At 64.7% G+C, this 26288-nt stretch carries 23 protein-coding genes and 1 tRNA gene; 7 read left to right on the top strand and 17 right to left on the bottom strand.

The annotated features are described in order from the left end of the window. Positions 1-67: 67 nt before the first annotated feature. Positions 68-892 carry a nucleoside triphosphate pyrophosphohydrolase gene (gene mazG, locus ABMA46_RS10785; RefSeq protein ID WP_348999350.1) on the bottom strand — a complete coding sequence of 275 codons (825 nt, stop codon included), beginning with the start codon at positions 890-892 and terminating at the stop codon, positions 68-70. Positions 893-896: 4 nt separating this feature from the next. Next, positions 897-2081 carry an amino acid aminotransferase gene (locus tag ABMA46_RS10780; protein ID WP_348999349.1) on the bottom strand — a complete coding sequence of 395 codons (1185 nt, stop codon included), beginning with the start codon at positions 2079-2081 and terminating at the stop codon, positions 897-899. A 125-nt stretch (positions 2082-2206) separates the two neighbouring features. Here ABMA46_RS10780 and ABMA46_RS10775 point away from each other — a divergent pair, with 125 nt between their 5' ends. After that, positions 2207-2608 (top strand): GFA family protein, encoded by a 402-nt coding sequence (locus ABMA46_RS10775; RefSeq protein WP_348999348.1) that lies wholly within the window; start codon positions 2207-2209, stop codon positions 2606-2608. A gap of 57 nt (positions 2609-2665) precedes the next feature. On the opposite strand, the gene ABMA46_RS10770 is transcribed toward ABMA46_RS10775, so the two are convergent. Then, positions 2666-4063, bottom strand: a complete 1398-nt coding sequence (locus ABMA46_RS10770) for an MFS transporter (RefSeq protein ID WP_348999347.1) — start codon at positions 4061-4063, stop codon at positions 2666-2668. Positions 4064-4154: 91 nt separating this feature from the next. Here ABMA46_RS10770 and ABMA46_RS10765 point away from each other — a divergent pair, with 91 nt between their 5' ends. Further along, the gene (locus tag ABMA46_RS10765) at positions 4155-5090 is read left to right on the top strand and encodes a LysR family transcriptional regulator (RefSeq protein ID WP_348999346.1); all 936 of its coding nucleotides are present in this window, start codon (positions 4155-4157) and stop codon (positions 5088-5090) included. 251 nt (positions 5091-5341) lie between these two features. On the opposite strand, the gene ABMA46_RS10760 is transcribed toward ABMA46_RS10765, so the two are convergent. From ABMA46_RS10760 to ABMA46_RS10725, 8 genes are all read right to left on the bottom strand, one after another. After that, positions 5342-5812: a YbaK/EbsC family protein gene (locus tag ABMA46_RS10760; protein WP_348999345.1), complete on the bottom strand. Its 471-nt coding sequence runs from the start codon at positions 5810-5812 to the stop codon at positions 5342-5344. Between the two features lie 15 nt (positions 5813-5827). After that, a complete protein-coding gene (locus ABMA46_RS10755) occupies positions 5828-6667 on the bottom strand; it encodes an MBL fold metallo-hydrolase (RefSeq protein ID WP_348999344.1) in 840 nt (279 codons plus the stop codon). Between the two features lie 2 nt (positions 6668-6669). Then, on the bottom strand, positions 6670-7473 hold the full coding sequence (locus tag ABMA46_RS10750) for a TatD family hydrolase (RefSeq protein ID WP_348999343.1): 804 nt from the start codon (positions 7471-7473) through the stop codon (positions 6670-6672). Further along, positions 7473-9026 (bottom strand): methionine--tRNA ligase, encoded by a 1554-nt coding sequence (metG, locus tag ABMA46_RS10745; RefSeq protein ID WP_348999342.1) that lies wholly within the window; start codon positions 9024-9026, stop codon positions 7473-7475. The genes ABMA46_RS10750 and metG overlap by 1 nt, the downstream gene beginning before the upstream one ends. An 82-nt stretch (positions 9027-9108) precedes the next feature. After that, positions 9109-10164, bottom strand: a complete 1056-nt coding sequence (locus ABMA46_RS10740; protein ID WP_348999341.1) for a DNA polymerase III subunit delta' — start codon at positions 10162-10164, stop codon at positions 9109-9111. Then, positions 10161-10829 (bottom strand): dTMP kinase, encoded by a 669-nt coding sequence (tmk, locus tag ABMA46_RS10735; RefSeq protein ID WP_348999340.1) that lies wholly within the window; start codon positions 10827-10829, stop codon positions 10161-10163. Before tmk ends, ABMA46_RS10740 begins: the two co-directional genes overlap by 4 nt. 83 nt (positions 10830-10912) lie before the next feature. Then, a complete protein-coding gene (locus ABMA46_RS10730) occupies positions 10913-12067 on the bottom strand; it encodes a D-alanyl-D-alanine carboxypeptidase family protein (RefSeq protein WP_425475729.1) in 1155 nt (384 codons plus the stop codon). Positions 12068-12204: 137 nt separating this feature from the next. Continuing rightward, entirely contained in the window at positions 12205-13434 is a 1230-nt protein-coding gene (locus tag ABMA46_RS10725) for a septal ring lytic transglycosylase RlpA family protein (protein WP_348999339.1), read from the bottom strand. A 281-nt stretch (positions 13435-13715) separates the two neighbouring features. Between ABMA46_RS10725 and ABMA46_RS10720 the strand changes: the two genes are divergently transcribed. Both ABMA46_RS10720 and ABMA46_RS10715 read left to right on the top strand, forming a co-directional pair. Further along, positions 13716-17036 carry a beta strand repeat-containing protein gene (locus tag ABMA46_RS10720; RefSeq protein WP_348999338.1) on the top strand — a complete coding sequence of 1107 codons (3321 nt, stop codon included), beginning with the start codon at positions 13716-13718 and terminating at the stop codon, positions 17034-17036. A gap of 346 nt (positions 17037-17382) precedes the next feature. Then, positions 17383-17472, top strand: a tRNA-Ser gene (locus ABMA46_RS10715). Positions 17473-17489: 17 nt separating this feature from the next. On the opposite strand, the gene ABMA46_RS10710 is transcribed toward ABMA46_RS10715, so the two are convergent. Beyond that, entirely contained in the window at positions 17490-17855 is a 366-nt protein-coding gene (locus ABMA46_RS10710; protein ID WP_348999627.1) for a hypothetical protein, read from the bottom strand. An 85-nt stretch (positions 17856-17940) separates the two neighbouring features. Beyond that, positions 17941-18846, bottom strand: coding sequence for an SDR family oxidoreductase (locus tag ABMA46_RS10705; RefSeq protein ID WP_348999337.1), 906 nt, complete (start codon positions 18844-18846; stop codon positions 17941-17943). Between the two features lie 92 nt (positions 18847-18938). Between ABMA46_RS10705 and ABMA46_RS10700 the strand changes: the two genes are divergently transcribed. From ABMA46_RS10700 to ABMA46_RS10690, 3 genes are all read left to right on the top strand, one after another. Then, positions 18939-19787, top strand: a complete 849-nt coding sequence (locus tag ABMA46_RS10700) for a helix-turn-helix transcriptional regulator (protein WP_348999336.1) — start codon at positions 18939-18941, stop codon at positions 19785-19787. Positions 19788-20009: 222 nt separating this feature from the next. Further along, the gene (locus ABMA46_RS10695; RefSeq protein ID WP_425475728.1) at positions 20010-20339 is read left to right on the top strand and encodes a DUF930 domain-containing protein; all 330 of its coding nucleotides are present in this window, start codon (positions 20010-20012) and stop codon (positions 20337-20339) included. A gap of 183 nt (positions 20340-20522) precedes the next feature. Next, the gene (locus ABMA46_RS10690; protein WP_348999335.1) at positions 20523-21179 is read left to right on the top strand and encodes a TerC family protein; all 657 of its coding nucleotides are present in this window, start codon (positions 20523-20525) and stop codon (positions 21177-21179) included. Between the two features lie 312 nt (positions 21180-21491). Here ABMA46_RS10690 and ABMA46_RS10685 read toward each other — a convergent pair whose 3' ends face one another. Genes ABMA46_RS10685 through ABMA46_RS10670 form a run of 4 tightly spaced genes read right to left on the bottom strand, consistent with a single transcriptional unit; the run spans position 21492 to position 26273 of the window. Further along, a complete protein-coding gene (locus ABMA46_RS10685) occupies positions 21492-22559 on the bottom strand; it encodes a BMP family ABC transporter substrate-binding protein (protein WP_348999334.1) in 1068 nt (355 codons plus the stop codon). Positions 22560-22612: 53 nt separating this feature from the next. After that, the gene (locus tag ABMA46_RS10680) at positions 22613-23587 is read right to left on the bottom strand and encodes an ABC transporter permease (RefSeq protein ID WP_348999333.1); all 975 of its coding nucleotides are present in this window, start codon (positions 23585-23587) and stop codon (positions 22613-22615) included. Beyond that, positions 23587-24711, bottom strand: coding sequence for an ABC transporter permease (locus ABMA46_RS10675; RefSeq protein WP_348999332.1), 1125 nt, complete (start codon positions 24709-24711; stop codon positions 23587-23589). Before ABMA46_RS10675 ends, ABMA46_RS10680 begins: the two co-directional genes overlap by 1 nt. Beyond that, positions 24708-26273: an ABC transporter ATP-binding protein gene (locus ABMA46_RS10670; RefSeq protein ID WP_348999331.1), complete on the bottom strand. Its 1566-nt coding sequence runs from the start codon at positions 26271-26273 to the stop codon at positions 24708-24710. The genes ABMA46_RS10675 and ABMA46_RS10670 overlap by 4 nt, the downstream gene beginning before the upstream one ends. Between the last annotated feature and the right edge of the window lie 15 nt (positions 26274-26288).

The raw sequence follows: 26288 nt of genomic DNA, 5'->3' as shown, positions 1-26288 counted from the left end.
AATAGATCCCGGATATTCCTCGCTCGCTTTGCTCGCGCCGGAATTCCGGGATGACGACCGAGGGAGGCTAGGCCTTCCCCTTCGCCTGCTGCCACAGCGCTTCCATCTCCTCCAGCGTGGCTTCGTCCAGCGACCTGCCTGCCTGCGCCAGCGCCCGCTCGACATGATGGAAGCGGGTGCGGAACTTGTCGTTGGTGCCGGCCAGCGCGGCCTCCGAATCGAGTTCGAGATGGCGGCCGAGATTGACGAGCGCGAACAGCATATCGCCGAACTCGTCCTTGATGGAGGCCGTGTCTCCCTTGTGGAGCGCTTCCCTGAGTTCGCCGATCTCCTCCTCGATCTTGTCGAGGATGGGCGCGGCCTCGCCCCAGTCGAAGCCGACCCGCGCAGCCTTCTCCTGAAGTTTGAGGGCGCGCGTCAGGGCGGGCAGGGCGACCGGCACGGAGTCCAGATACCCCTTGCCATGATCTTCCGGATCCAGCCCGCGCGCGATGCGGGCGGCGCGCTTTTCGGCCTTCTCTTCGCTCTTGATCTTCTCCCACATGCCCTTGGCCATGCCGGCGCTGCGGGCCTTCTCGTCGCCGAAGACATGCGGATGGCGGCGGATCATCTTGGTGGTGACGGCCTCGACCACGTCACCGAAGGCAAATTCGCCGATCTCCTCGGCCATGCGCGCGTGGTAGACGACCTGCAGCAACAGGTCACCGAGTTCGTCGCGCAGATCGTCGAGGTCGCCGCGCTGGATCGCATCGGCGACCTCGTAGGCTTCTTCGATCGTGTAAGGCGCGATTGTCGAGAAATCCTGCTCCACGTCCCACGGACAGCCCGTATCGGGGGCGCGCAGCGCCGCCATGATCTCGATCAGGCGTCCGATGTCCTTGGATGGCCGCATCGGCTCAATCCAGCACCGAGACGATGGCCTTGGCCAGGTCGTCCAGCCGGTCCTCGGGCAGGCCGGCCACGTTGATACGGCTGTCGCCGACCATGTAGACCGCATGTTCGTCGCGCAGCCGCTCGACCTGATGCTCGGTGAGCCCGAGACGCGAGAACATGCCACGATGCTCGGCGATGAAATCGAAGCGGTCCGAATTCGACTGGCGCCTGAGCGCTTCGGCGAACGCGACGCGCAGGCGCAGCATCCGCTGGCGCATGTCCTCCAGTTCCGATTCCCAGTCGGCGCGCAGGGCGGGGTCTTCCAGCACGATGCGGACAGCGGCGGCCCCATGGTCCGGCGGCATCGAATAGAGCGTGCGCGCCGCCGCCAGCATCTGGCTCATGGCGATGTCGGCCTGGGCACTGTCGCCCGCCATGACCATCGCCGCGCCGACGCGATCGCGATAGACGGCGAAGTTCTTCGAACAGCTCGCCGCAACCAGCATTTCCGGGACCCTGGCCGCGACGATGCGAAGACCCTCGGCATCCGCATCCAGCCCCTCGCCGAAGCCCTGGTAAGCGATGTCGATGAAGGGCAGGAGGTGCTTGTGGGCAAGCAGGTCAGCGACCGCGGCCCATTGCGCGGCGTCGAGATTGGCGCCGGTCGGGTTGTGACAGCAGCCGTGCAGGAGCACCACATCGCCGGGCTCGGCCTTTCCCAGCGCATCGAGCATGGCGTCGAAGCTAACCGTGCCGCTCCTTGCGTCGAAATAGGGATAGTCGCGCGTCTTGAGCCCGGCGCCGCGCATGATCGGCGCGTGGTTCGGCCATGTGGGGCTGGACATCCAGACGGAAGCACCCGGTCGCGAGCGCTGGATCAGTTCGGCGACGAGGCGCAGCGCGCCGGAACCGCCCGGTGCCTGGGCGGTGCGGATACGGGCGGGATCGCCGGCCTCGCCGAACACCAGCTTGGTCATCGCCGCATTGAAGGCGAGGTCGCCGGCGAGGCCGAGATAGGTCTTGCTGTCCTGATCCTGCAACAGCCGCTTTTCGGCTTCCCTCACGGCGCACATGACCGGCGTGCGTCCGTCGCTGTCCTTGTACACGCCGACGCCGAGATCGACTTTTCCGGCACGCGGGTCGGCCCGATAGAGGCCGATCAGCGCGAGAATCTTGTCGGTGGGGGCGGCTTGCAGCGTTTCGAACATGGGGGTTTTCCGGTGGGGGCGAGCGTTGTGATACGCAAAGCGCGCGTCGACCGCCAGCGAATTTGCGTTGGGGCGGGTTTCGTTGTTCGCTGCCAAACGACTGGAACCGATTGGGAGGACGCGAAATGGACCAACTTGCCGGCGGCTGCCTGTGTGGAGATGTCCGTTTCGTCGCGACCGGCAGTCCATACCGTGTCGGCCTTTGTCATTGCCTCGATTGCCGCAAGCATCACGGAGCGCTTTTTCACGCCTCCGCGATATTTCCCGCGGAGACGGTGACGGTCGACGGCGAAACGCGCGACTACGCCGGACGGCATTTCTGCCCACGCTGCGGCTCGTCCGTGTTCGCGCGCACCGGCGACGAGGTCGAAGTCAGTGTCGGAGCGCTCGACGAGATCGATCGGTTCAGGCCGACTTACGAGCTCTGGACCGTCCGTCGCGAATCCTGGCTGCCGCCGTTTCCGGGGATGAAGGGTTACGAACGCGATCGCGACGACAGCAGCCGCTTCGAAGGCGGGAAGGGCTGAGCACGGACTGAACGGCGGCAGTGTCCCGTGACGGTCGCTTGAGGTCCGGGGCCAAAGTCATGCCGCGCTCCCCATCGCCGTATTCCATCCTTCCGTTTCATGGCGCACACGGCCAAGGCTGACCACGGCCGCAACTGCGGCAAAGGCAGCGGCCAGGACCAATGCGACCTCCGGAGCCACGGTGAGCGGGACGACGGAGAAAGTGATCGCCATGGCAATCGCGCCGAGGGTCTGCCCGGTCAATCGTGCGGTGCCCTGCATGGCGCCGGCGGCACCGCTGCGCGCCTTGGGCGCCGACAGAAGCAGGATGCGGTTGTTCGGGGTCTGGAACAAGCCGAAGCCGAGCCCGGCGACCACCGTGCCGACGATGAAGGCCACGTGATGCGGGTCGTCCGGCAGCAGGCCGACGCCGATGAGGCCAATGGCGAGCAGGATACCGCCAACAGCGCAGAGCCAGGCCGTCTTCATCCGATCGGCTAGCCGCCCGGAGATCGGCGCAATGACGGCTACCGCCGCGGGCCAGGGCATCATGTAAAGCCCGGCCTCGGTCGCCGTCATGCCGAGCCCATGCTGGAGATAGAAGGGCAGGGCGATCACACCCAGCGTCTGGCCGGTGAAGCAGCACACCGAAGCGATGGCGGAGAAGCGGAACGCCGGTGCGGCAAACAGGTCGGTGGGCACGATCGGCGCGGTGCTTTTGCGCTCGATCCGCAGCAGCGTGACCAGGCAGGCGACCGAACCGGCGATCAGCAGGCCGCCTGAAACCGGCGCCTCGGCAATTCGGTCGGCGCCGACGAAGAACAGGACGAACATCAGCGCGTTGGCGACCAGTGCCCTGCCGTCGAGCTTGCGCGCCACCCCTCGGGAAGGGGCGAGGAGGGCGCCCGATGCCAGCACGATGATGCCGAGCGGAATGTTGACGGCGAACAGCCAGGGCCATGACGCAACGGCAAGGATCGCGCCCGCTATGCCAGGTCCGGCGGCAGACGAGATGGCGACCGTCATCGCATTGATGCCGATGATGGTGCCGAGGAGACGGTGCGGCACCGAGAAGCGCATGTTCATGATGCCCAGCGCCATGATCGCGCCGCCACCGAGCCCCTGTACGAAGCGCGCGGCCACCAGCATCTCCAGCGTGGTGGAAAAGGTGCAGGCGGCGGAGGCCAGTGTGAAGAGCGCGACGCCGGCGAGGAAGACCCGCCGCGCGCCGAGCATTTCGCCGATGGCCCCGCAGGGCAGCAGCGCCACAAGGACCGCAAGCTGGTAGCTCGAGATCACCCACACCGTATCACTCGGGCTGGCGTTCAATGAAGACGCGATGGAGGGCAGGGCGATGTTGGCGATGGCGCCGTCGAGCACCACGAGCACGAGGGTCAGGAGAAGGACGCCTACGGCGAAATACCGGCGCGGTGACGGCAGGCCGTCGGCATGGGGTTCGAGAATCGTCTGTGACATGGGAGCTTTCCTTGATGGCTCCGTCCTGATATTGCCTTGCGATAGATTGCACCAGACGCAATAGAGTCAATCGAGATTTGCATATGACGCCATGCGTGGCATCGACCTTAACCTGCTGACCGCTCTCGATGTCCTGCTTCAGGAACGCAGCGTGACGCGAGCTGCGGGCAGGCTTGGCCTCAGCATCTCCGCAATGAGCCGCACGCTGTCGCGGCTCAGGGAATCGCTCGGCGATCCGGTCCTGGTGCCGGCCGGCAGGGCGATGGTGCTCACGCCTCATGCCGAGGCGATCGCCGAACAGGTCCGTATGCTTTCGGCGGGGACACAGGCGGTGTTGCGGCCGCCGCCGCCCGTCGATCCCCGATATATGGAGCGGGAGTTCACAATCCGCGCCAACGAGGCCTTTACGCAGCTCTATGCCGCTAAATTGAGCGCGGCGGTGTCGGCTGTGGCGCCTGGCGTGCGGCTGCGCTTCATGCCGAAGCCGGACAAGGACATCGAGCCGTTGCGAACCGGCGTGATCGACATCGAGATCGGAGTGATTTCCGAGGAGCCCGGCGAGCTTCGCGCCCAGTCTCTCTATCGCGACCGTTATGTCGGTATCGCGCGGGCCGGCCATCCCTTGTTCGAGCAGCCGGTAACGCCTGAACGTCTGTGCGCCTGGAGCCATGTGGTGTTCGCACGGCGGCGCGACAAATCCAGCCCGGCGGACGAGACGCTGGCCGTGCTTGGGCTTTCACGTCGGGTGAGGGTCGTCGTTCCCGGCTTCCCGGCGGTGATCGCGGTCGTCTCGGCCTCGGACCTTCTGGGTCTCGTCCCGCACTCCGCCTGCCTGGCGCTTCCCGGCTACGAGATAACGCTGTTCGAACTGCCCATCCCGATGCCGGAACTCACCATATCGCAGATATGGCACCCGCGAATGGACGCCGACAGCGGCCACCGCTGGCTACGTGCGCTGGTGTTTGAGGCTTTTCGCAAAGGTGCCTGGCCGGACGGCGAACACACTTCGATGTCGGATAGGCCGTGAAGCGGAAGACGCCCGTAGCGGAAAGCTGCTCGCCGGGAAAGAGGGAGCATCCGCTAACGGACGCGAGTCAGGGAAGTCCGCTCATGGATCAAGGACAGGGAATCGGATTGCTCCCAGCGCATCAACGAAAGTCGCATAAGATAGATTATGGAACTATTGGACATGCGCAAAAGCCTTGAAATGGCCGGCGTTCAGCGTAACCGACAATCCGCATCGCCTGGCCGACCTGTCTCGTCGGCGACGCTGCGCCGTCACGCCGCCAGTGCAGCGACCTGTGCCTTGGCGGCCTCGATCAATGCTTTCGGTTCGGCAGCGAACACCGCGTCGTGCGCGCCGGCCGCGGCCCATACCCGGTCGTATGCCAGCAGCGTCTCGTCGGCGAACGCCGGGATCGCGATCAGGTGACCGATCGGCGCGACGCCGCCGATGGCGAAACCGGTCTCGTCGCGGACATGGCGCGGATCTGCGCGCTTCAGCGCTTCGCCGGCCAGCGCCGCCGCTCTGGCAAGGTCGAGCTGGTTGGCGCCCGATACGAGAAAGAGGAAAAGCCTGCCGCTGGTCTCGCCCTGGAACACCAGCGACTTGACGATCTGGGCGACGCCGCAGCCGCATTGTTCGGCCGCTTCCTCGGCGGTGCGTGTCGAGGCGCCCATGCGCTTCACTTCGATCGCAAGCCCGGCATCAGCCGCCGCCGCCGTCACCCGATCAATGCTTCCAACCATGAAGAAAATTCTCCTTCATATTGAATTGTATGGAATTTCCAGGATCATCCCGTCAAAAGCGGGTTCGATGGTCTCCGGCGTCTCCGCAAGCACCGTCGCGTAGTCGAGCGGGATGTGCATATGGGTCAGGACGGCGCGTTCGGGCGCCAGCCTGTCGATCCAGCCGAGTGCCTCGGAGAGCGAGAAATGGCTCGGATGCGGCTTGTACTGGAGCGCGTCGATGACCAGCAGGGACAGGCCTGTCAGCTTCGCCGCCGTCGTCTCCGGAAAAGCGCTGACGTCGGGGCAGTAGGCCAGCGGCCCGACCCGGAAGCCGAGTGAGACGATGTCGCCGTGGACCTGCGGCAGCGGCTCGAAGGTGAGGGCGCCCCCCTCTCCTTCTATCGTCACTGCCCGGTCATGGTCGATCGTGTGCGCCCGCAGGATCGGCGGATAGGAACTGCCGGGCGGCGTCTGGAAGCAGTAGCCGAAGGCCTCGTGCAGCCTTGCCAGCGTCGGCCTGTCGGCATGGATGTCGACGAGCTGCCGCTGCGCCAGCACGAAGGAACGCAGATCGTCGATACCATGGATATGGTCGGCATGCGGATGGGTGTAGACCACGCCGTCGATGCGCTCCACGTCGGCCATCAGCATCTGTTCGCGAAAGTCCGGCCCGGTGTCGATGACGACGCGCGTGACGCCGGCGGGACCGATCCGCTCGATCATGGCGGCGCAGCGCATGCGGCGGTTGCGTGGGTTGGCCGGGTCGCAATTGCCCCAATCGCCGGTGATGCGCGGCGTTCCGGGCGAGGAACCGCAGCCGAGGATGGTCAGGCGCAGGCGCTCGCCCCCAGGACTGACCCCGGCATCGGCCACCGTCAGGCGCCCTGCCCGTTCGGCGTCGTCGGCCGTGGCATTTTCGTGAACAGGCGGAAGAAATTATCGGTGGTGATCGAGGCGATGTCCTGCGGCGAGACGCCGACGGTTTCGGCCAGCACCCTTGCGGTTTCGGTCACGAAGGCCGGTTCGTTGCGCTGGCCGCGATGCGGAACAGGAGCGAGATAGGGCGCATCCGTCTCCACCAGCAACCGGTCGTGCGGAATGTCGGCGGCGATGGCGCGCAGGTCCGCGGAGTTCTTGAAGGTGAGGATGCCGGAGAAGGAGACGTAGCCGCCGAGTTCGATGCCGACTTCGGCAAGCCGGCGCCCGGAAGAAAAGCAATGCAGGATGAAGGGGAAGGCCCCCTTCCCCGTCTCGTCCCTCAATATGGCGGCGACGTCCTCGTCGGCGCTGCGCGCATGGATGACCAGCGGCAGGCCCGTTTCGCGAGCGGCCGCGATATGGGTTCGGAAGCCGGCGGCCTGCGCGTCGCGCGGGGCGCGGTCGTAGTGATAGTCGAGACCGGCCTCGCCGATCGCCACCACTTTCGGATGTCCCGCCAGCCGCACGAGATCGCCGGCCGTGATGTCCGTCTCTTCTCCGGCATTGTGCGGATGGGTGCCGACGGAGCAATAGACTTCCGGGAAAGTCTCCGCGATTTCAACGATCTGGTCGAATTTCCTGACGCGCGTCGAGATCGTCACCATGCGGCCGATGCCGGCCGCCAGGGCGCGGGCGACGATGGCCGCCCGCTCCTCGGCGAAATCCGGGAAATCCAGATGGCAATGGCTGTCGACGAGCATCAGGCGTCCGCTTCCGTCTTCTCGACGTAGCGCGGGAACACCGGCTGCGGCGCAGGCAGCGCGGTTCCGGGCTTCAGGGCGTGTTCGGCCGCGAGATGCTCGAACTGCCGACGGTCTTCAGGTACTGCCAGGGTGTCGAGCAGTTTCCCGGCCGAGCCCGGAATGTAGGGCTGGCAGAGGATCGCGACACGCCGCACCGTCTCGGCCGTCACCCACAGCACCGTCTCCATGCGCTCCGGGTCGGTCTTCTTCAGGCCCCAGGGCGCTTCGCCGGCGAAGTAGCGGTTGGCTTCCGCCACGACGCCGAAGATCGCCGCCAGCGCCTGATGGATCGCCTGCTCGGCCATGGCGCGCCGCGCCGTTGCAAGCGCTTCCGTGGCGAGGTCGAGGATCGCGCGGTCGGCCTCGGTGAGATCGCCGCGCTGCGGCACCTTGCCATCGCAGTTCTTGGCGATCATCGACAGCGAGCGCTGCGCCAGATTGCCGAGGTCGTTGGCGAGATCGGCGTTGGTGCGGTTGACGATCGCCTCGTGGCTGTAGCTGCCGTCCTGGCCGAACGGCACCTCGCGCAGGAAGAAGTAGCGCACGGCGTCCAGTCCATAGTGCTCGACCATCGTGAAGGGGTCGATGACGTTGCCGACCGACTTCGACATCTTCTCGCCGCGGTTGAACAGGAAGCCGTGGCCGAAGACGCGCTTCGGCAACTCGATTCCGGCCGACATCAGGAAGGCCGGCCAGTAGATCGCGTGGAAGCGGACGATATCCTTGCCGATGATATGCGCGTTCGCCGGCCAGAACGACCATTTTTCTGAATTTTCATCAGGATAGCCGGCGGCAGTGATGTAATTCGTGAGCGCGTCGACCCACACATACATCACATGCTTCTCGTCGCCGGGCACCGGCACGCCCCAGTCGAAGGTGGTGCGCGAGATGGAGAGGTCCTTCAGACCCGATTTGACGAAGCTGACAACCTCGTTGCGCCGTTCCGCTGGACCGATGAAGTCCGGCTGGCTCTCGTAGAGCGCGAGCAGCTTGTCCTGATAGGCGGAAAGGCGGAAGAAATAGCTCTCCTCCTCGACCCATTCGACCGGCGTGCCTTGCGGGCCGTAGCGCACGTCGTCGGCGCGGACTTCCGTCTCGTCCTCGCCGTAATAGGCTTCGTCGCGCACGGAGTACCAGCCGGCATAGCCGCCCTTGTAGATGTCGCCATTGGCGGCCATCGCCTTCCAGATCGCCTGGGACGCCTTGTAGTGGCGCTCTTCGGTCGTGCGGATGAAGTCGTCGTTGGAGGCGTTCAGCACCTTGCCCATGCGCTGGAACTCGGCGGCGTTGCGGTCGGCCAGTTCGCGCGGCGGCACGCCTTCCTTGCGGGCTGTCTGGAGCATCTTGATGCCGTGCTCGTCGGTGCCGGTGAGGAACAGGACATCCTTGCCGTCGAGCCGCTGAAAACGGGCCAGCGCATCGGTGGCGATCAGCTCGTAGGCGTGGCCGATATGCGGCTTGCCGTTGGGATAGGAAATGGCAGTCGTGATGTAGAATTTTTCGCGTGACATGAAAGGGCGGTCTCTGAATGCAAATGTCGCGGTGGATTATCGCATCGGGACGGCGATTGCCATCCCGGCGCGCTGGGCAGCGTCACATTCGCAATGCAGAGTTCAGCCGTTCGATCATGGTCAGCGCGTGCTGCTTCTTGTCGAGATTGTAGGTTTCAGCCTCTGATATAGCCGACAGCGCCTCGTGCCAAGTGTCGGAGAGCGATTTCGCGCGAACGAGATCGCCTTGGTCCGCCGCCTTCCCTGCCCCGTTCGACAACAGTTCCAGCGCCCGCTGGTTGAAGACGCCGAACGGAATGGCCTGATCGCGCCCGGCAACCGCGTCCGCCAGCCTGTGACGGTCGGCGATCTCGGGCGTGGCCGACAATGCCAGTCTGTCGAGCGCTTCGGCGATCTCCAGCCCACCATATTGCGTGAGCAGAATGGCGGCACGCACGCTGCCTCCTGCCCGCTTCGCCAACGCCGCCCGCGACTCGGGATCTTGCGGCGGCGGTTGGTCGGTCCGGTCGAGCACGCCAAGCAGGTCGTCGTCGGCGAGCGGCGCCAGCCGCACCGTCTGGCAGCGCGAGCGGATGGTCGGCAGCAGGCGGCCCGGTGCATGGACGACCAGGACGAAGACGGTACGCTTAGGCGGTTCCTCAAGATTCTTCAATAAGGCATTGGCTGCATTGATATTCATGTCGTCTGCTGAATCGACGATGACGACCCTGTAGCCACCGTCATGCGAGGTCATGGACAGGAACTGACCGACCTTGCGGATCTCGTCCACGGCCAAAACGCTCTTGAAGCGCTTGGCGCGGTCGTCATAAGGCCTGGTCAGGTGCAGCACCGAAGGGTGCGCGCCCGAGGCGACCTGCCGGAACAGCGACGATCCCGCATCGGGAACGGCCAGCTTCTCCGGCGCCTCCCGGTGGTCCGGATATTTCAGCAGGTGATGAGCGAGGTGGAAGGCGAGCGTCGCCTTGCCGATGCCGTGGGGGCCGGCAAGGATCAGGGCATGCGGAAGCTTTCCGGCGCGATAGGCCTGCGTCAGCGTGCGGGCAGCGTCGGCATGGCCGACGAGCAGCGGATTCTCAGCCGGTTCGGCGACACCGTCCAGCGTGTCGTGCTGCTCGGGCGCGATGCGTTCGAAGCTCATGCCTGCGCTGTCCTCGTCGCCGGCAGGCGTTCCGCGAGCGCGGCGAAAACGGCCGCGGTGACGATGTCCTCTACCTCTGCGGGGTCGCGGGAGGCATCGACGACGATGCAGCGCTCCGGTTCGGCAGCGGCGATCTTAAGGAAGGCGTCGCGCCGGCGCTGGTGGATCGCCAGCGTCTCCTTCTCGAAGCGGTCGGGACCGTCGTCCTTGTCGCGGCGTGCCGTCGCCCGCCGCAACCCCTCCCGCGGGTCTATGTCGAGGATGAGCGTCAGGTCCGGCATCATGCCGTTGATCGCGACACGCTCGACGCTCGCCATAAAGTCGTCGTCGAGTCCGCCGGTGACGCCCTGGTAGACGCGCGAGGAATCAAGGAAGCGGTCGCACAATACGATCGCGCCACGCGAGACCGCGGGGCGGATCACCTGTTCGACATGATCGGAACGGGCGGCGGCGAACAGCAGGGCCTCCATTTCAGGCCCGAACGGCTCCGCCGCGCCGGACAGAAGGACGTGCCGCACGGCCTCCGCGCCCGGCGAGCCGCCAGGTTCGCGGGTCAGGACGACGTCGTATTTCTTGGCGCGCAACTTGCTTGCCAGCCTGTCGATCTGCGTCGACTTGCCGGCCCCTTCCCCGCCTTCGAACGTGATGAAGAATCCGCGTGCCACCTGCGAGCCTTTTCTGTCCCTCGCATATGGTCATAGGGCGCGGGAACGAAAAGGTCCATGACGGGCGACGGTGAGGCGGCGTCTCAGCGCAGCCAGCCGACCAGCAGTTCCTTTGCGGCATCGAGCGCCCTTTGGGGCAGTGAGCCGATGGAGACGGATTCGGCTGCGTAGAGCGGCACCTGCTGGCTGAGCGTGTCGCCGATCCATACTTTCAGTTCACCCACCGGTTGGCCCTGTTCGACCGGAGCCGCCAGCGGCCCCTGATAGACGATGCGCGCGGTGATCTTGTCGCGATTGGTGATGGGCAGGAAAAGCTCGACCGGCCCCTTCGCCTTCAACGCAACCCCGGATTTTTGCCCGCCGAAGACCTCCGCCTCGCCGACGGTTTCTCCGTCCGCGAATACTTCGGACTTCTCGAAGGACCGCAGGCCCCATTCGATGAGTTTGCGCGCTTCCTCGGCGCGCTCCTTGTCGTCCTTCAACCCGCTCAGCGCGGCAAACACGCGCCGCCCGCCCTGTGCGGCCGATCCGACAATGCCGAATCCGTCCTGTTCGCTGGCGCCGACGGCCAGCCCGTCGCTGCCGATGTCCATGGACAGCAGCGGATTGCGGTTGAGCTGGCGGATCTTGTTCCAGGTAAATTCCTTTTCCCCGTAGTAGCGGTAGAGGTCCGGGTAGTCGCGCCACAGATGCCGCGCGAGCGTCACCAGTTCACGCACCGTCGTCTGCTGGCCGTCCGCCGGCAGGCCCGTCGCATTGACGAAAGTCGATTTCTCCAGCCCGATCTGCCGTGCGCGCTCGGTCATCTGATGGGCGAAATTCAATTCCGAGCCGGCCATGCCCTCGGCGATCACGATACAGCCGTCATTGGCCGCCTGCGCGATCACGCCGCGGATCAGGTCTTCCAGCCGGATCGTGGATTTCAGCTTGGCGAACATGGTGGACGTGCCCGACGGCGCGCCGCCCGTCCGCCAGGCGTGCTCGCTGACGGTGAACGTGTCGTCCAGTCTGAGGCGACCAGACTTGACTGCATTGAAGGCCATTTCCATCGTCATCAGCTTGCCGAGCGAGGCCGGCGGCATCAGCGCGTCGGGGTCTTTCGAGAACAGCACGCTGCCGGTATCGGCGTCGATCATGTAGGCGTGGGCCGCCTTGGTCTCGAAAAGCTGTGCCTGCGCGGGCAGGCACGCAGCGACGAATGCCGCGAAGCAAAGCAGCGAAGACAGAATGCGCCCGATGCTATCGGTCGAGAGGCGGCGGGATATCTGGAAGGGCAAAATCAAGGCGAAGCTCGACCGGAAGGACAGGCGGATGAACCTATCAGCTCCCTTCCCGTGGAAGCAACCGCTTCCGGTGTCGGGCGCGCGCCGTACGGTCAGTCCCGCACGGCCAGTGCGTCGGCCGCGCCGGTTGACCAGGCAGCCTGCAGAAGCGCATCGAGGTCGCCGTGGCCGTCCGGGTGGAGGTTGACGGAATACCAGTCGTTGCCATCGTGCCGCGAAGGCTGGATATCGATCCGCCCTGAACCGGCAAGCGCGTCGGCGGCGCGTCGTGCCTCACGCTCGGTGGCGAATGTACCGACCGCCACATAGCCGCTCCCCTGCCCGCTCGGGTCCTGCGCTGCCTGCGGATTGAGCCGCTTCCAGGAACGGACCACGTCGTCCGAGGACAGCCGGCCGTCGAACGCGGAGAACGCCTCGGCCGCCCGGCTGACGCGCTGGTCGGCATAGGAAAGCGACGCCATCGCGAAGGGCAGCTTGGTCGGCTTCGCGGCCTTCTTCTCTCCGGGCCGCTCGCGAGGCGCCGGTCCGACTTCCGGCAAGGACAGGTCGGCGGGCGAGGCTTGTGCGGTCGCGGGTGCGATGAGGTCGAACGGCGCGGCCGTCTTGCGGTTGCCCGGGAAGGCGGGTGCTTTCGGGCTGGCGCTCGGCGTCGAGCCGTTCATCGCCACCATCACGCCGGTCGGCAACCCGTCCGACGGGTCGGGTGCCTGGTCGCCCGGTCGATAGGAAGCCATCAGGAAAGGCTGGTCGTCGCCCTCCAGCGGCGCGCGTCCCATATAATCGACCTTGACCTTGGCCGTGCCGACATTGGCGTAGCCCAGCATCTTGGCGGCACGCTGGGAAAGATCGATCAATCGTCCGTCATGGAACGGTCCACGGTCATTCACCCGCACGACCACCGAGGAGCCGTTGGCGAGATTGGTGACGCGGGCGTAGCTCGGCAGCGGCATGGTGGGGTGGGCCGCGGTCAGGTCCGACACGTTGTAGACCTCGCCGTTGGCGGTGAGCCGGCCGTGGAAGGCGTCGCCGTACCAGGATGCGGTGCCGACCTTCGAGTAGGTCTTGTACTCCTTGGGATAATACCACTTGCCGCGTACCTGGTACGGCTTGCCGACCTGGTTGCGCCCGACGAGCCGCCGCGCGCCGGCGTAAGGGCTCGCCTTCACGCCATAGTCGCTCTCGGAAAAATATTCTTTTGACCGAGGCTTGTGGACCGTTCCCTTTGGTTCGGGCGTGGCGCAGCCGGCAAGCAGCGCCGCCGATGCCGCAAGGATCGCGAGGGCCGAGGCGCGACGAAGGCGCGGACACACCGAATTCTGCATGTTGCGATTGTCCCCTGCCGTCCCTGCCTCGCGGTCGAAATCGAAAGCCGCAGCGCCAGGGCTCGTGCCGGCCCGTATGCGCCGCTTCCATCTGCGCAGGAATTGTTTAGCGGCCTGTTAATCGATTGCGGCGGCGGGCGGGCCGAATCATGGCTTCTTCGAGCGGAATCGTCGACCGACCTAAACCGGGCGCTTCTTCGCCGGCGACATACGGTCGATACACGCCTCCCATATGCTGTTTCGTTCACGCTGTACCGCGCGTTCGCAGAAGGGATGCGATCATGCCGCTCAATCTGATTTTTACGACCACGGGCAACTACACTCTCGATGACGACGGCATTGCCGGCAACAGCACCTCGGTGATCCGCGATGGAACGGGCGCCGTCATCTTCACGTTTGCTTATCCGGCGGACAGTCTCTCCTTCACCACCAATGCACCAGGCGTGAATCTGGCAGTCAACCTGACCGATCCGCTCGGGGCCGCAAACTTCACCATCGGCGACCTCGCCTCGGCGGCAGCGTCGCCTCAATCGGTCACCATCGGCAATGTCCGGACCACTGGCGCGGCCACGCTGGCTGTGAACGGAGGCATCGCCGAGCTTGGCATCGACGCCGGTGTCGACGTCGTCGCGAGCCAGATCGCCTTCAGTGCGGGCACAGGCATCGGAACACCGGGCAATGCGATCGAGACGCAGGCGGCGATCATCGAGGCCGAGACCACAACCGGCGGCATAACGCTCAGCAATTTCGGATCTGTGCAGATCGGTGGCATAAGCGACGCCATCAGCGGCCTGCGGGTCCTGACTTCCGGCAACATCAGTTTCTCCACCATCGGCTCGATCCTGCTCGGTGACAGCACCGGCACGGAGTCGGTCCGCGGCGGCGACACCTCCGGGAACGTCGCGCTAACAGCCAACGGGATCGACTCGGATATCATCGCCAATGCCGACCGGGACGCGATCACGGTGCCGAAAGGTGACCTCGTGCTAGAGGCGGGCCGCGACATTGGTTTCGGCATTATCGGCACCGACTTCGACAATGACGTGCGCGCCAGCGGCAGCATCACCATCCATGCGGGACGCGATTTCCTCATCGACGGTTTCGCCGACCTGGCCTCGGACGATTTCGGCGGCGGTACGGGTGGAAACGTCTCCATCACGGCTGGCCGCAACATCCATGTGCGCAGTGTCGCCGGAACCGACGGGAGCATCTTCGCCAATGGGAACGCAGGCGCGGACGTGATCCTGACCACCGGCGCAAACGGCGCGCTCGTCGTCGATCCTGCGTCCATTGCAGGCGGTCCGCAGCCGATCGCGTCCAATTCCGGCGACGTGATCGTGGACGCGGACCGGATTCTGATTGCCAGCACATCAGGCATCGGCGCCGAGCATGGCGAGGTCATGCTTCGCCCTGTCACGGCTGGCCGCGAAATCGATCTCGGCAGCGCGGGCGACGCTGCCTTCGCGCTGGAACTCTCCGACGCCGAGCTGGATCGTGTCTTCACGCCTAATCTCACCATCGGCAATGTCGACGATTTCACGGGTCGGCTCACGGTGAGCAGCGCTATCTCGCCAGCCAATGCGTCGAACCTTGTGCTGCGCAGCGGCGGCGACATCGTCGTGCAGGCCGGGATCACGACAAACGGCTCGCTGACGCTCCTCGCCGGCGATAATGTCTTCATGACCTCCTCGCCGACGATCACGGTCGGCGGCGCATTCTCCGTTTTTGTCGACATGCTCGGCAACGACGTCGGCGCCGGCGGCGTCGCTGACCTCAGTGGCGCAATCATCAGCGCCGCTTCCATCGCCGTCAGCGGCTCCGTGGACAACGACACGCTCAAAGGTGCCGAAGGCGTCGACCAGACCGTGCATGGCAACGGCGGCAACGACACGATCGTTTCCAGCGGCGAAGGGCATTATTACGGCGACGCCGATAACGACCTGATGCTCGCCGGACTCTCCAGCGGAATCGTTCCCGAAGTGCTCGACGGTGGCGCCGGCGTCGATACGTTGGACACGCGGTCTTTCGCTGGTGATTACACCGTCAATCTGGCAACCGGCGCGACCAATTTCGCCTACGAAAGCTTTATCAATTTTGAGAGCGCCATTACCGGCGGCGGCAACGACCAGATCGTCGGCACCGCCGGCAACAACGTCATCAGCAGCGGCGCGGGCAACGACCTACTCAACGGCATGGCCGGTGCCGACACCATGCAGGGCGGCGCCGGCAATGACACCTACATTGTCGACAATGTCGGCGACGTCGTCGACGAGAGCGTGGCCGGCTCGGGCGGCTTCGACCGGGTGCAGTCGTCGATCTCTCTCAATCTTGCCGACACGGCCCATTTCAAGGGCGCCATCGAGATGGGCGTGCTGACGGGCAGCGCCAATGTCAATCTCACCGGCAACGGCCTCAACAACCTGCTGGTCGGCAATGCCGGCGGCAACTTCATCAACGGTGGTGCCGGCAACGACACCATGCAGGGCGGCGCCGGCAACGATACCTATGTGGTGGACAGCGCCGGCGACATCGTCGACGAGACAGGTGCCAGCGGCTTTGACCGGGTGCAGTCGGCGTTGTCGATCAACCTTGCGGACGCTGTCCATTTCAAGGGCGCCATCGAGATGGGCATTCTGACGGGCAGCGCCAATCTGAATCTCACCGGCAACGGCCTCAACAATTTGCTGGTCGGCAATGCCGGCGGCAACTTCATCAACGGCGGTGCCGGCAACGACACCATGCAGGGCGGCGCCGGCAACGATACCTATGTGGTGGACAGCGCCAACGACATCGTCGACGAGAGCGTGGCCGGTTCGAACGGCTTCGACCGGGTGCAGTCGGCGCTGTCGATCAACCTTGCCGACGCTGTCCATTTCAAGGGCGCCATCGAGATGGGCGTTCTGACGGGCAGTGCCAACGTCAACCTCACCGGCAACGGCCTCAACAACCTGCTGGTCGGCAATGCCGGCGGCAACTTCATCAACGGCGGCGCCGGCGCCGACACCATGCAGGGCGGTGCCGGCAACGACACCTACGTCGTCGACAACGCCAACGACATCGTCGATGAGAGCGTGGCCGGTTCGAACGGTTTCGACAGGATACAATCGGCGCTGACGATCAATCTTTGGGACACGGCTCATGTCAACGGGGCGGTCGAGATGGGGGTGCTGACGGGCAGCGCCAACGTCAACGTCTCGGGCAACGACCTCAACAATTTGCTGGTCGGCAATGCCGGCAATAACGCTCTCAATGGCGGCTGGGGCAACGACACGCTGACCGGCGGGACGGGCCATGATACGTTCGCCTTCACCACGGCGCTCAACAACACCGCCAATGTCGACACCATCACCGACTTTGTTGCCGCCGACGACACCATCCGGCTGGAGAATGCCGTCTTCACCGCGCTGACGGCGACCGGCACGCTCGCCGCCTCCGCCTTCGCCATCGGCGCAGCCACGACAGCCGCCCAGCATATCCTCTACAACGCAACCAACGGCTGGCTCAGCTACGATGCCGACGGCAGCGGCGCCGGTGCCGCCATCCACTTCGCGACGCTCTCGACCCATCCCACCATCTCGAATGGGGATTTCGTCGTGGTGTGAGGGCGATACATCAAAAGGAGCTTTGCCGTGGCCCGGCGGCATTGCCGGTGCGCAATTGTTGCGAGCGCAGGCGCAGGAAACAGTCATGGATGCACCAGAACATGGATCGCAACCAATTGGGTCTCAATGCCAGCAGCGGCTAATTCGATATTGTGCCCGGTTCGCCCTCGTCGATGGCCTCGGCCGTGCAGGCCGTCATGGTTCCCTTCGGCAGACGTGGGGATGCAGGTTGACGCTATGATTGCCAGCGAGGTAAAGCCGAACTCGCGACCGTATGCGGAAGCAAACGGCAGTGGCAGCATCGAACGAGAGTGGACGATCGCTGAAAGCTGCCAGAATCGACACCGGAGGGATGGCCGAGCGGTTTAAGGCACCGGTCTTGAAAACCGGCGTGGCAGCGATGTCACCGTGGGTTCGAATCCCACTCCCTCCGCCAGTCAAGCCCGCTATGGCCTAAGGGTATTTCGCGGAGCCGCCCTGCGAGGACGCGTCAGCCTGCAATTCTTTCGGCAAGGGCAGGCTCGAGCAATTCATGTGGACCTCGCGGGCAAACGCCCTTCGCTGCTTCTGCTCGTGCTCCTTGATGGCCGAGACGATGCCGAGGCCGTACGGTCCCAGAAAGATGCCCGTCCCCCAACTCGGATGCTCTTTCTCGCGGGCATCGTAGGCCTGCGCGTCGCTGCGAGCCTGCTGGCATTGCGACGATTGCCATTTCGGATCCTGCGTCGAGAGCGAGGCGGCGTAATCGACCGGCGTGGTTGCGCAACCGGCCAAGGCGGCGGCAAGAATGCAGGCTGCCGCCGGCAGAATTCGCTTCATTCCGTGTTTCTCCAGAACGCAGATGCTCGCGCGCCTCTTCCATGATTTGAAGCGCAGGCGCAAGCGCCTGCGCCCGTCAGTTCGATCAAACTTGCCCCTCGCCTGAGATATTCAGTTGCGCGAGATCGGAGAGCAGATCCGGCCCCGTCGGATTCCAGTTCAGCACGGCGCGCGTCCGCTCGCTCGAGGCCGGCATGTCATGGCCGGCAAACAGCGCGAGCCAGCCGAACACCGCCTCGACTTCGTCCTCAGGTATCGACCTGACCGGGAGGTTCAGGCGCCGGCCGATCGCCGTCGCGATGTCGCGCATCGGAACGCCCTCCTCCGCCACCGCATGATATTTGGCATCAGGTTCTGCCCGCTCGACCGCAAGGCGATAGAGGCGCGCGACGTCGAGAACATGAGCGGCCGGCCAGCGATTCGACCCGTCTCCGACATAGGCGCACATGCCCATGTCGCGGAACATCTGGATCGCGGGCGTGATGAGGCCCTGCGTAAGGCGATCATGGACCTGCGGAAGCCGCACGACCGACACGTTGACGCCCTGCGAAGCGGCGGCGGCGGCCGCCTCCTCCGAGGCAGCGCGCGGATGGGTCTCGGAGCCGACCGTTGCGTTGCCTTCCCTGGCCGGCTCGCCCGGAACCGTGTTGGCGATGGGCGTTCCGGAGGTCACGATCAACGGGCGATCCGAGCCGGCAAGCACGTCGCCGAGCGCCTTGACGACGAGCCTGTCGTCCTCGCAGTTCTGCGCGAAGCGGGAAAAGTCGTGATTGAAGGCAAGATGGATGACTCCGTCGGAGCGCGCCGCGCCTTCCTTCAGGCTTTCCGGCTCGGCGATCGATCCGCGGTACACTTCCGCTCCCAGTGCGGCGAGCGCGGGCGCCTTCGCGTCGGATCGGCACAGGCCGATCACCTGATGGCCCGCCGAGATAAGTTCTCTCACGACTTTCGATCCGATGTTTCCGGTGGCGCCGGTGACGAAAACGCGCATGGGCAAGTCTCCTGTTTTTGATGGAGACAGAGATGTACGCTCGGCGTATCCTGGTAAATGCGTGACTTTATCATAGTAAGATTGTTAACCGGATGAGCGACGTTTCCAATGTACGAAATACGCTGGCCTCCTATCTGCGCGACAGGCGCATGAGGCTGGATCCGGCTGCCTTCGGCTTTTCGGCCGAGCGCCGCCGCACAGCCGGGCTGCGACGCGAGGAGGTGGCTCAGCGGGCGAACATCAGCCCGACATGGTACACATGGCTCGAACAGGGGCGCGGCGGCGCGCCCTCCGCCGACGTGCTCGACCGCATCGCGCGCGCATTGATGCTGACGAATATCGAGCGCGAGCATCTGTTCCTGCTCGGCCTCGGCAGGCCGCCAGAGGCGCGCTACCGGAAGAACGACGGCGTAACGCCCCGGCTGCAACGGGTGCTCGATGCGCTCGACCCGACCCCTGCCCTGATCCGGACAGCCACCTGGGACGTCGTGGCCTGGAACCGGGCGTCCACCGTCATGCTGATCGACTACGGGGCGTTACCGCCGCAGGAGCGTAACATCCTACGTTACATCTTCCTGGATCCTCGCGCAAAAGCGGCGCAATACGACTGGGAAGAAGTCGCGCGGTTCGCGCTGGGCGCGTTCCGCGTCGATTCCGCGCGTGCCGGCGCTGGCTCGGAGATCGAACCTTTCGTCGCCGAGCTTTGCCGCCTCAGTCCGGAGTTCAGTGCGATGTGGAGCGACCACGGGATTTCCGGCCCGCCCGGCGAGATCGTCAAGCATATACGTCACCCCGTGATCGGCCCCCTGGCCTTCGAATATTCGGCGTTCTCGATCGATGGTCGTCCCGACCTGAGCATGATCGTCTATAATCCGGCGACGGCTCGAGACAGGGAAGCGATTGCATCGATCATGCCCGACCAGCGTGACAGGCACTCCTGATGCGTAGCGCCTGTCGACGATGCGCCGGAAATGAAACACGACGAATTGAAATGTCACGGGCGGCTTGTTGGATTATCTGCTGACTTCCGGTGTATTGATCACCGATTCGCCGTCACGAGGATCAACAATCGAAACTGCAAATTGATTCCCATGTCTTCTCGTATTCTCCAGTCTTTCTGTGCCGCTCTGGCTATCCTTGCGATCACCGGCCACGCCGATGCGATGGATAACGCGCTGCGGGCCGGCCTTCTCAAGCTTGATCCGCAGACGCGGTTGGAACAGCGTTGCGACGCAGAGGTACTGGACCGCATCACGCAAGATAATCGTCAGTACAGGGCCGACCGGGTCGTGGCCTATGCTTTCGCCACGCCGCAGATGACCACCGATTCCATCCGCAGTCCGGGCGCGGCGTTCCGAAGCAAAGGCGAGTGGTATCGGCTGAAATTCAAGTGCGAGACGGCGCCCGACCACATGGAAGTGCTGGACTTCAAATACAAGATCGGCGCCGAAATCCCCAAGGACGAGTGGACCAGATACAATCTGTATGATTGAGCATGACCGGCGCTCATGAGCGTGTGGTCGTCGCCGGATTGTCCTTTATCCGTCCAACCGCCGTCCTGCACTCACCCTCGTCAACACCTTCATTGCCGTAGATTGCCCATCCGCCGCTTGACGGGGGACGAAAAGACGCGATAGCCCACCGACAGGGTATCCGAGACGAGAGGCGACGGGTCGATGGACATATTCAGTGCCGCCGGAATAACCGCTCTCCTGCAGGTGGTGGCCATCGACCTGGTGCTGGCCGGCGACAATGCCATCGTCATCGGCCTCGCCGCCGCCGGCCTTCCAGCCGAACAGCGCAAGAAGGCGATCCTCATCGGCGTGCTTGCGGCAACCGTGCTCAGGATCCTTTTCGCCGCCGTCACCGTGAAACTGCTGGCCATCGTCGGGCTGCTGCTGGCCGGCGGCATCCTGCTCTTGTGGGTATGCTGGAAGATGTGGCGCGAGTTGCGCACTTCGCATGACGACGAGAACGAGGCGGCGGAGGCGCTTTCCAACGTCGATATCGACCGCGACGGAACCGTCGCCGGCCGGACCCGGAAGACGCTTGCGCAGGCGGCCACGCAGATCGTCATCGCCGACGTCTCCATGTCGCTGGACAATGTGCTGGCCGTAGCGGGTGCTGCGCGCGATCATTTCGCCGTGCTGGTGACCGGCCTCATCCTGTCGATCGCCCTCATGGGGCTGGCCGCCTCCTTCATCGCCAGGCTGCTGCATCGCCACCGCTGGATCGCCTATATCGGCCTGCTCATCATCCTCTACGTCGCGTTGGACATGGTCTGGCGCGGCTGGATGGAAGTCTGGCCGCACGTCAACAACGCGGTAAGCTGATCAGGGTAGCGGCATCGGGAGAAACGCCTGCGGAAAACTCCTGGATGTCCGCTCCCTGCGTGAGCTTTGTCAGCCGCGGCGCCCGAAGACGCTGGAGCGCATCCCGCTCGACCTTCATCGCCGGCTCTCCGGCAAGACGGAGGACGGCCCCGGATGCTTCTGCACTGGCTCGACGAGGCGAAGATCGACCGTGCCGACGCCTGTGATCTTTACGGTCAGTCCGTCTGACCCGGAAAAGTTGGCAAGGTAAACCTCGCCAAGAAAAAGGGCACCTCACGGCGCCCTTTTCGCTTTGTACGCCAGTTCGACCGCTTATTGCGGCAGCTTGTCGTCCACGCCCTTGACGTAGAAGTTCATGCCCAGCAGCGTGCCGTCGTCGGCCACTTCGCCGTCCTTCAGCCAGGGCGTTCCGTCCTGCTTGGCGATCGGCCCGGTGAAAGGATTCCAGCCGCCGGCGATCTTCTTTTCGGTGTCCTCGGCCATCTTCTTCACGTCGTCGGGCATGTTGGTGAAGGGAGCCAGCTTGACGGCGTCGTCCTTGATGCCCAGCCAGACATTGTCGGACTTCCAGGTTCCGTCCAGAACCGCCTTCAGGCGCCCGACATAATACGGACCCCAGTTGTCGGTGTTGGAGGTCAACTGGGCCTTGGGCGCGAACTTGATCATGTCGGAGGACTGGCCGAAGCCGAGCAGGCCTCGCTCCTCGGCGACCTGCAGGGCCGCCGTCGAGTCGGTGTGCTGGGTGATGATGTCGGCGCCCTGGTCGAACAGCGCCTTGGCGGCGTCGGCTTCCTTGCCGGGATCGAACCAGGAGTTCACCCACACGATCTTCAGCTTGAAGTCCGGATTGATCGACTGCGCGCCGAGCAGGAAGGCGTTGATACCCATCACCACTTCCGGGATCGGGAAGGAGACGATGTAGCCGGCAACACCCTTCTTGGACATCTTGGCCGCGATCTGCCCCATCACGTAGCGGCCTTCGTAGAAGCGGGCGTTGTAGACGCCCAAATTGTCCAGGGTCTTGTAGCCCGTGGCGTGCTCGAACTTGATGTCCGGGAACTTCTTGGCGACCTTCAGTTCGGAATCCATGAAGCCGAAGGACGTGCCGAAGATGACCTTGCAGCCCTCGCGCGCCAGGCGCTCGAAGGCACGTTCCGCGTCGGGACCCTCCGAGATGTTCTCCAGATAGGCGGTCTCGACCTTGTCGCCGAGTTCCTTCTCGACCTCGAGACGGCCCTGATCGTGCTGATAGGAATAGCCGAAATCGCCGATCGGGCCGACATAGACCCAGCAGGCCTTCAGTTTTTCCTGCGCCTCCGCCGTCACCGCCATCGAGAGTGCAGCCGCAGTGGTCATCAGGGCAATAAGCAATCTTTTCATCGTGTTACCTCTTGGAGTTGAGCCTGAGCTTCCTGTTTTTGTTATCGTTGCCGTCAGCGATCAGGCACGAATGGCTGCCCGAGGGAAGCCGGCGTGTTCATCATCGTCAGACGCTTGTTGCGCGAGATTAGAACAAGAACCACCACCGTTGCCAGATAGGGCAGCATCGCAAGGTATTGGGAGGGCAGCGATTTCAACAGCTCAATGGTCTTGTAGAGCAGCCACGGCGCGCCGGTGAACTGCTGCAGGTCGATCGCCTGCACGTGAAGCTGGCCGATCCAGATCAGGCCGAAGATGTAGGCGCCCGCCAGCGCGCGCAGCGGCCGCCACGAGGCGAAAACCACCAGCGCAAGCGCGATCCAGCCGCGCCCGGCCGACATGTTCTCCACCCATTGCGGCGTATAGACGAGGGAAAGCTGCCCGCCGGCCAGCCCCGCACAGCCGCCGCCGAAGAGGACAGCCAGATAGCGGTAGCGGATGACGTGGATGCCCAGCGCATGCGCGGAGCCGTGGCTGTCGCCGATGGAGCGCAGCGTCAGCCCCGTGCGCGTCCTGAACAGGAACCAGGCGACGCCCAGCGTCAGCAGGATGGAGATGTAGAACACCGGATCCTGCCCGAACAACAGCTTGCCGACGACCGGCAGGTCGCTGAGAACGGGTATGTACAGGTTGGGCAGGCGCTGCCCCGGCAAACCGACGAAGCCGGTTCCCAGCATGCCCGACACGCCGAGGCCGAGCAGCGTCAGCGACAGGCCGGTGGCCACCTGGTTGGTGGCGAGCGTCAACGTCATGAAGGCGAACAGCAGCGAGAACAGCGCACCGACGACGATCGCGGCCAGCAGACCGAGCCACGGCGACCCGGTGAGATAGCCAGCGCCGAAGCCGGCCACGGCGCCCATGATCATCATGCCCTCGACGCCCAGATTGAGCACGCCGGAGCGCTCCACGACCAGTTCGCCGATCGCCGCGACGAGCAGCGGCGTCGCCGCTGTGGCGATGGTGAGAAGGATGTTGACGGTGATGTCCATCAGTGCGCCTCCTCCGGTTCGGCCAAAGGCGCGGCGTCCTTCGCCGACACGGCGGCGCCCCCTCCTGCCAGCCTTATGCGATAATTGATGAGCGTATCGCAGCCGAGGACGAAGAACAGCAGCATGCCTTGGAACACACGTGCCACCTTGTCGGAAACGCCGAGCGCGGTCTGCGCGGCCTCGCCGCCGAGATAGGTCAGCGCCAGTACGATGCCGGCGGCGACGATGCCGAGCGGATTGAGCCGGCCGAGAAACGCCACGATGATGGCCGTGAAGCCGTAGCCGGGTGAGATGACGGGCTGGAGCTGATTGATCTCGCCGGACACGACGGAGATGCCGGCCAACCCCGCGAGAGCGCCTGACAGGCAGAACACGGAGACGATCATCCGGTTGAGGCTGAAGCCGGCGAACCGCCCTGCCCTCGGCGCCGACCCAAGCACGCGGATCTCGAAGCCGGCGATCGTGCGGCCCATCACCAGCCACAGCGCCACCGCGGCCACCAGCGCGAAGACGAAGCCCCAATGCGCGTCGCCCGATTGCGGCCAGATCGCCGGCAGGATCGCGGAATCGTTGAACTGCACCGTCTGCGGGAAGTTGAAGCCCTTGGGGTCCTTCCACGGGCCGCGCACCAGCCAGTCGAGGAAGAGCTGCGCGATGTAGACCAGCATCAGGCTGGTCAGGATCTCGTTGGTGTTGAAGCGGACCTTCAGCAGCGCGGGGATCGCCGCGTAGGCAGCGCCGCCCACCATGCCCATCAACAGCATCAGAGGCAGCACGATCGGGCTCTCGAAGTTCGGGAACAGCACCGGAATGATGGAGCCGGCGATGCCGCCGAGGATGAACTGGCCTTCCGCGCCGATGTTCCAGACATTCGCACGGTAACAGACCGAGAGGCCGACGCCGATGAGGATCAGGGGGGCAGCCTTGATGGCGAGCTCGTGCAGTTGCCAGACCTGGCTGAGCGGCTCGATGAAATAGACCCTGAAGGCCGCCAACGGGTTCACGCCGATCAGGGCGAACATCACCGCCCCCGCGACCAGCGTCAAAAGGAAGGCGATGAAGGGCGACAGGATGGAGAACAGCGCGGAGCGTTGCGGCCGTTTGACCAGTTCAAGACGCATCATGCGCCCTCCGTCTCATGAGCGGCATGGCCGGGCTCGGCGCCGCCCATCAGCAGGCCGATCCGTTCGAACGTGGCGTCCGCGATCGGGATCGGCCGCGAAAGCTCGCCATTGTGCATGACGGCGATCGCGTCGGAAATCTCGAACAGTTCGTCGAGGTCCTGGCTGATGACGAGAACGGCCGAGCCGGAACGGGCGAGCTCGATCAGCGCCTGGCGGATGTGCGCTGCCGCACCCGCATCGACGCCCCAGGTCGGCTGGTTGACGACCATGAGCGCCGGCTTGCGGTCCAGTTCGCGCCCGACGATGAATTTCTGCAGATTGCCGCCGGAAAGGGCTGCCGCTTCCGGGTCGGGCGCACTCTTGCGCACGTCCATCGCCTCGATGACCCGTTGCGACGCGCTCTGCACCGCGCCGCTCCTCACCGTGCCCACGGTGCCGAGGAACGCCTTTCTGTCAGTGGCATGGCGCGACAGAAGCAGGTTTTCCGACAGCTTCATGGCTGGTGCCGCGCCGTGGCCCAGCCGTTCCTCGGGCACGAAGGCGGCGCCCAGCAACCGGCGGCCGGTGACGCCGAGCGCGCCGGCATCCTTGCCGCGGATCCGGACCGCGGCTGCATCCGCCTGCCGGACCTCTCCCGAGACGGACTCGAAGAACTCGCCCTGCCCGTTGCCCGCGACGCCGGCTATGCCGATCACCTCGCCGGCGCGCACCGAAAGGCTTATGTCGCGCAGCGGAATGGAAAAGGGGGTCGCCGGCTTGCGGCTGAGATTGCGGATTTCGAGCAGCGCCGCCGCCGTGTCGATGCCTTCGACCGGCGCTCGCACCACCGCCTTCACCTCGTTGCCTACCATCATGCGGGCCAGCGACGCCGCCGTTTCCTCGCGCGGGTTGCAGTGGCCGACGACCTTGCCGTGGCGCAGCACGGTGGCGCGGTCGCAGATGCGTTTCACCTCTTCCAGCCGGTGCGAGATGTAGAGGATCGACTTGCCTTCCGCCCGCAGCCGTTCGAGCGTTTCGAACAGCTTGTCGGCTTCCTGCGGCGTCAGCACCGAGGTCGGCTCGTCCAGGATGACGAGTTGCGGCGACTGCAACAGGCAGCGGATGATCTCGATGCGCTGGCGCTCGCCGACCGAAAGGTCGCCGACAAGCGACTGCGGATCGAGCGGCAGGCCGTAGCTGTAGGAAAGCGCCCTCGCCTTGGCGGCGATCTGGCTGATCGGCGAGCCGTCATCCAGCGACAGCGCGATGTTCTCGGCCGCCGTCAGCGCCTCGAATAGCGAAAAATGCTGGAAAACCATGCCGATGCCGAGCTTCTTGGCAAAGCCGGGGCTGGTGATGCGGACCGGGCGGCCGTCCCAGGCGATGGCGCCGGAATTCGGTTCCAGCGACCCGAACAGCATCTTCACCAGCGTCGACTTGCCTGCCCCGTTCTCGCCGAGCAGCGCATGAATCTCGCCCTTGGCGACAGTCAGGTCGACATGATCGCACGCCTTGAGCGTCCCGAAAATCTTGGTCAGGCCGCGAACCTCTAAAAGGTTCCCGTGCGCGCGTTCTTCGCCCACTTCATCTCCCGGTCT

The organism is Mesorhizobium hunchu (assembly GCF_040081975.1).
GTDB classification, from domain to species: Bacteria; Pseudomonadota; Alphaproteobacteria; order Rhizobiales; family Rhizobiaceae; genus Mesorhizobium; species Mesorhizobium hunchu.
The sequence above is the reverse complement of the archived record's forward strand: the minus strand, read 5'-3'. Positions and strand labels throughout refer to the sequence as shown.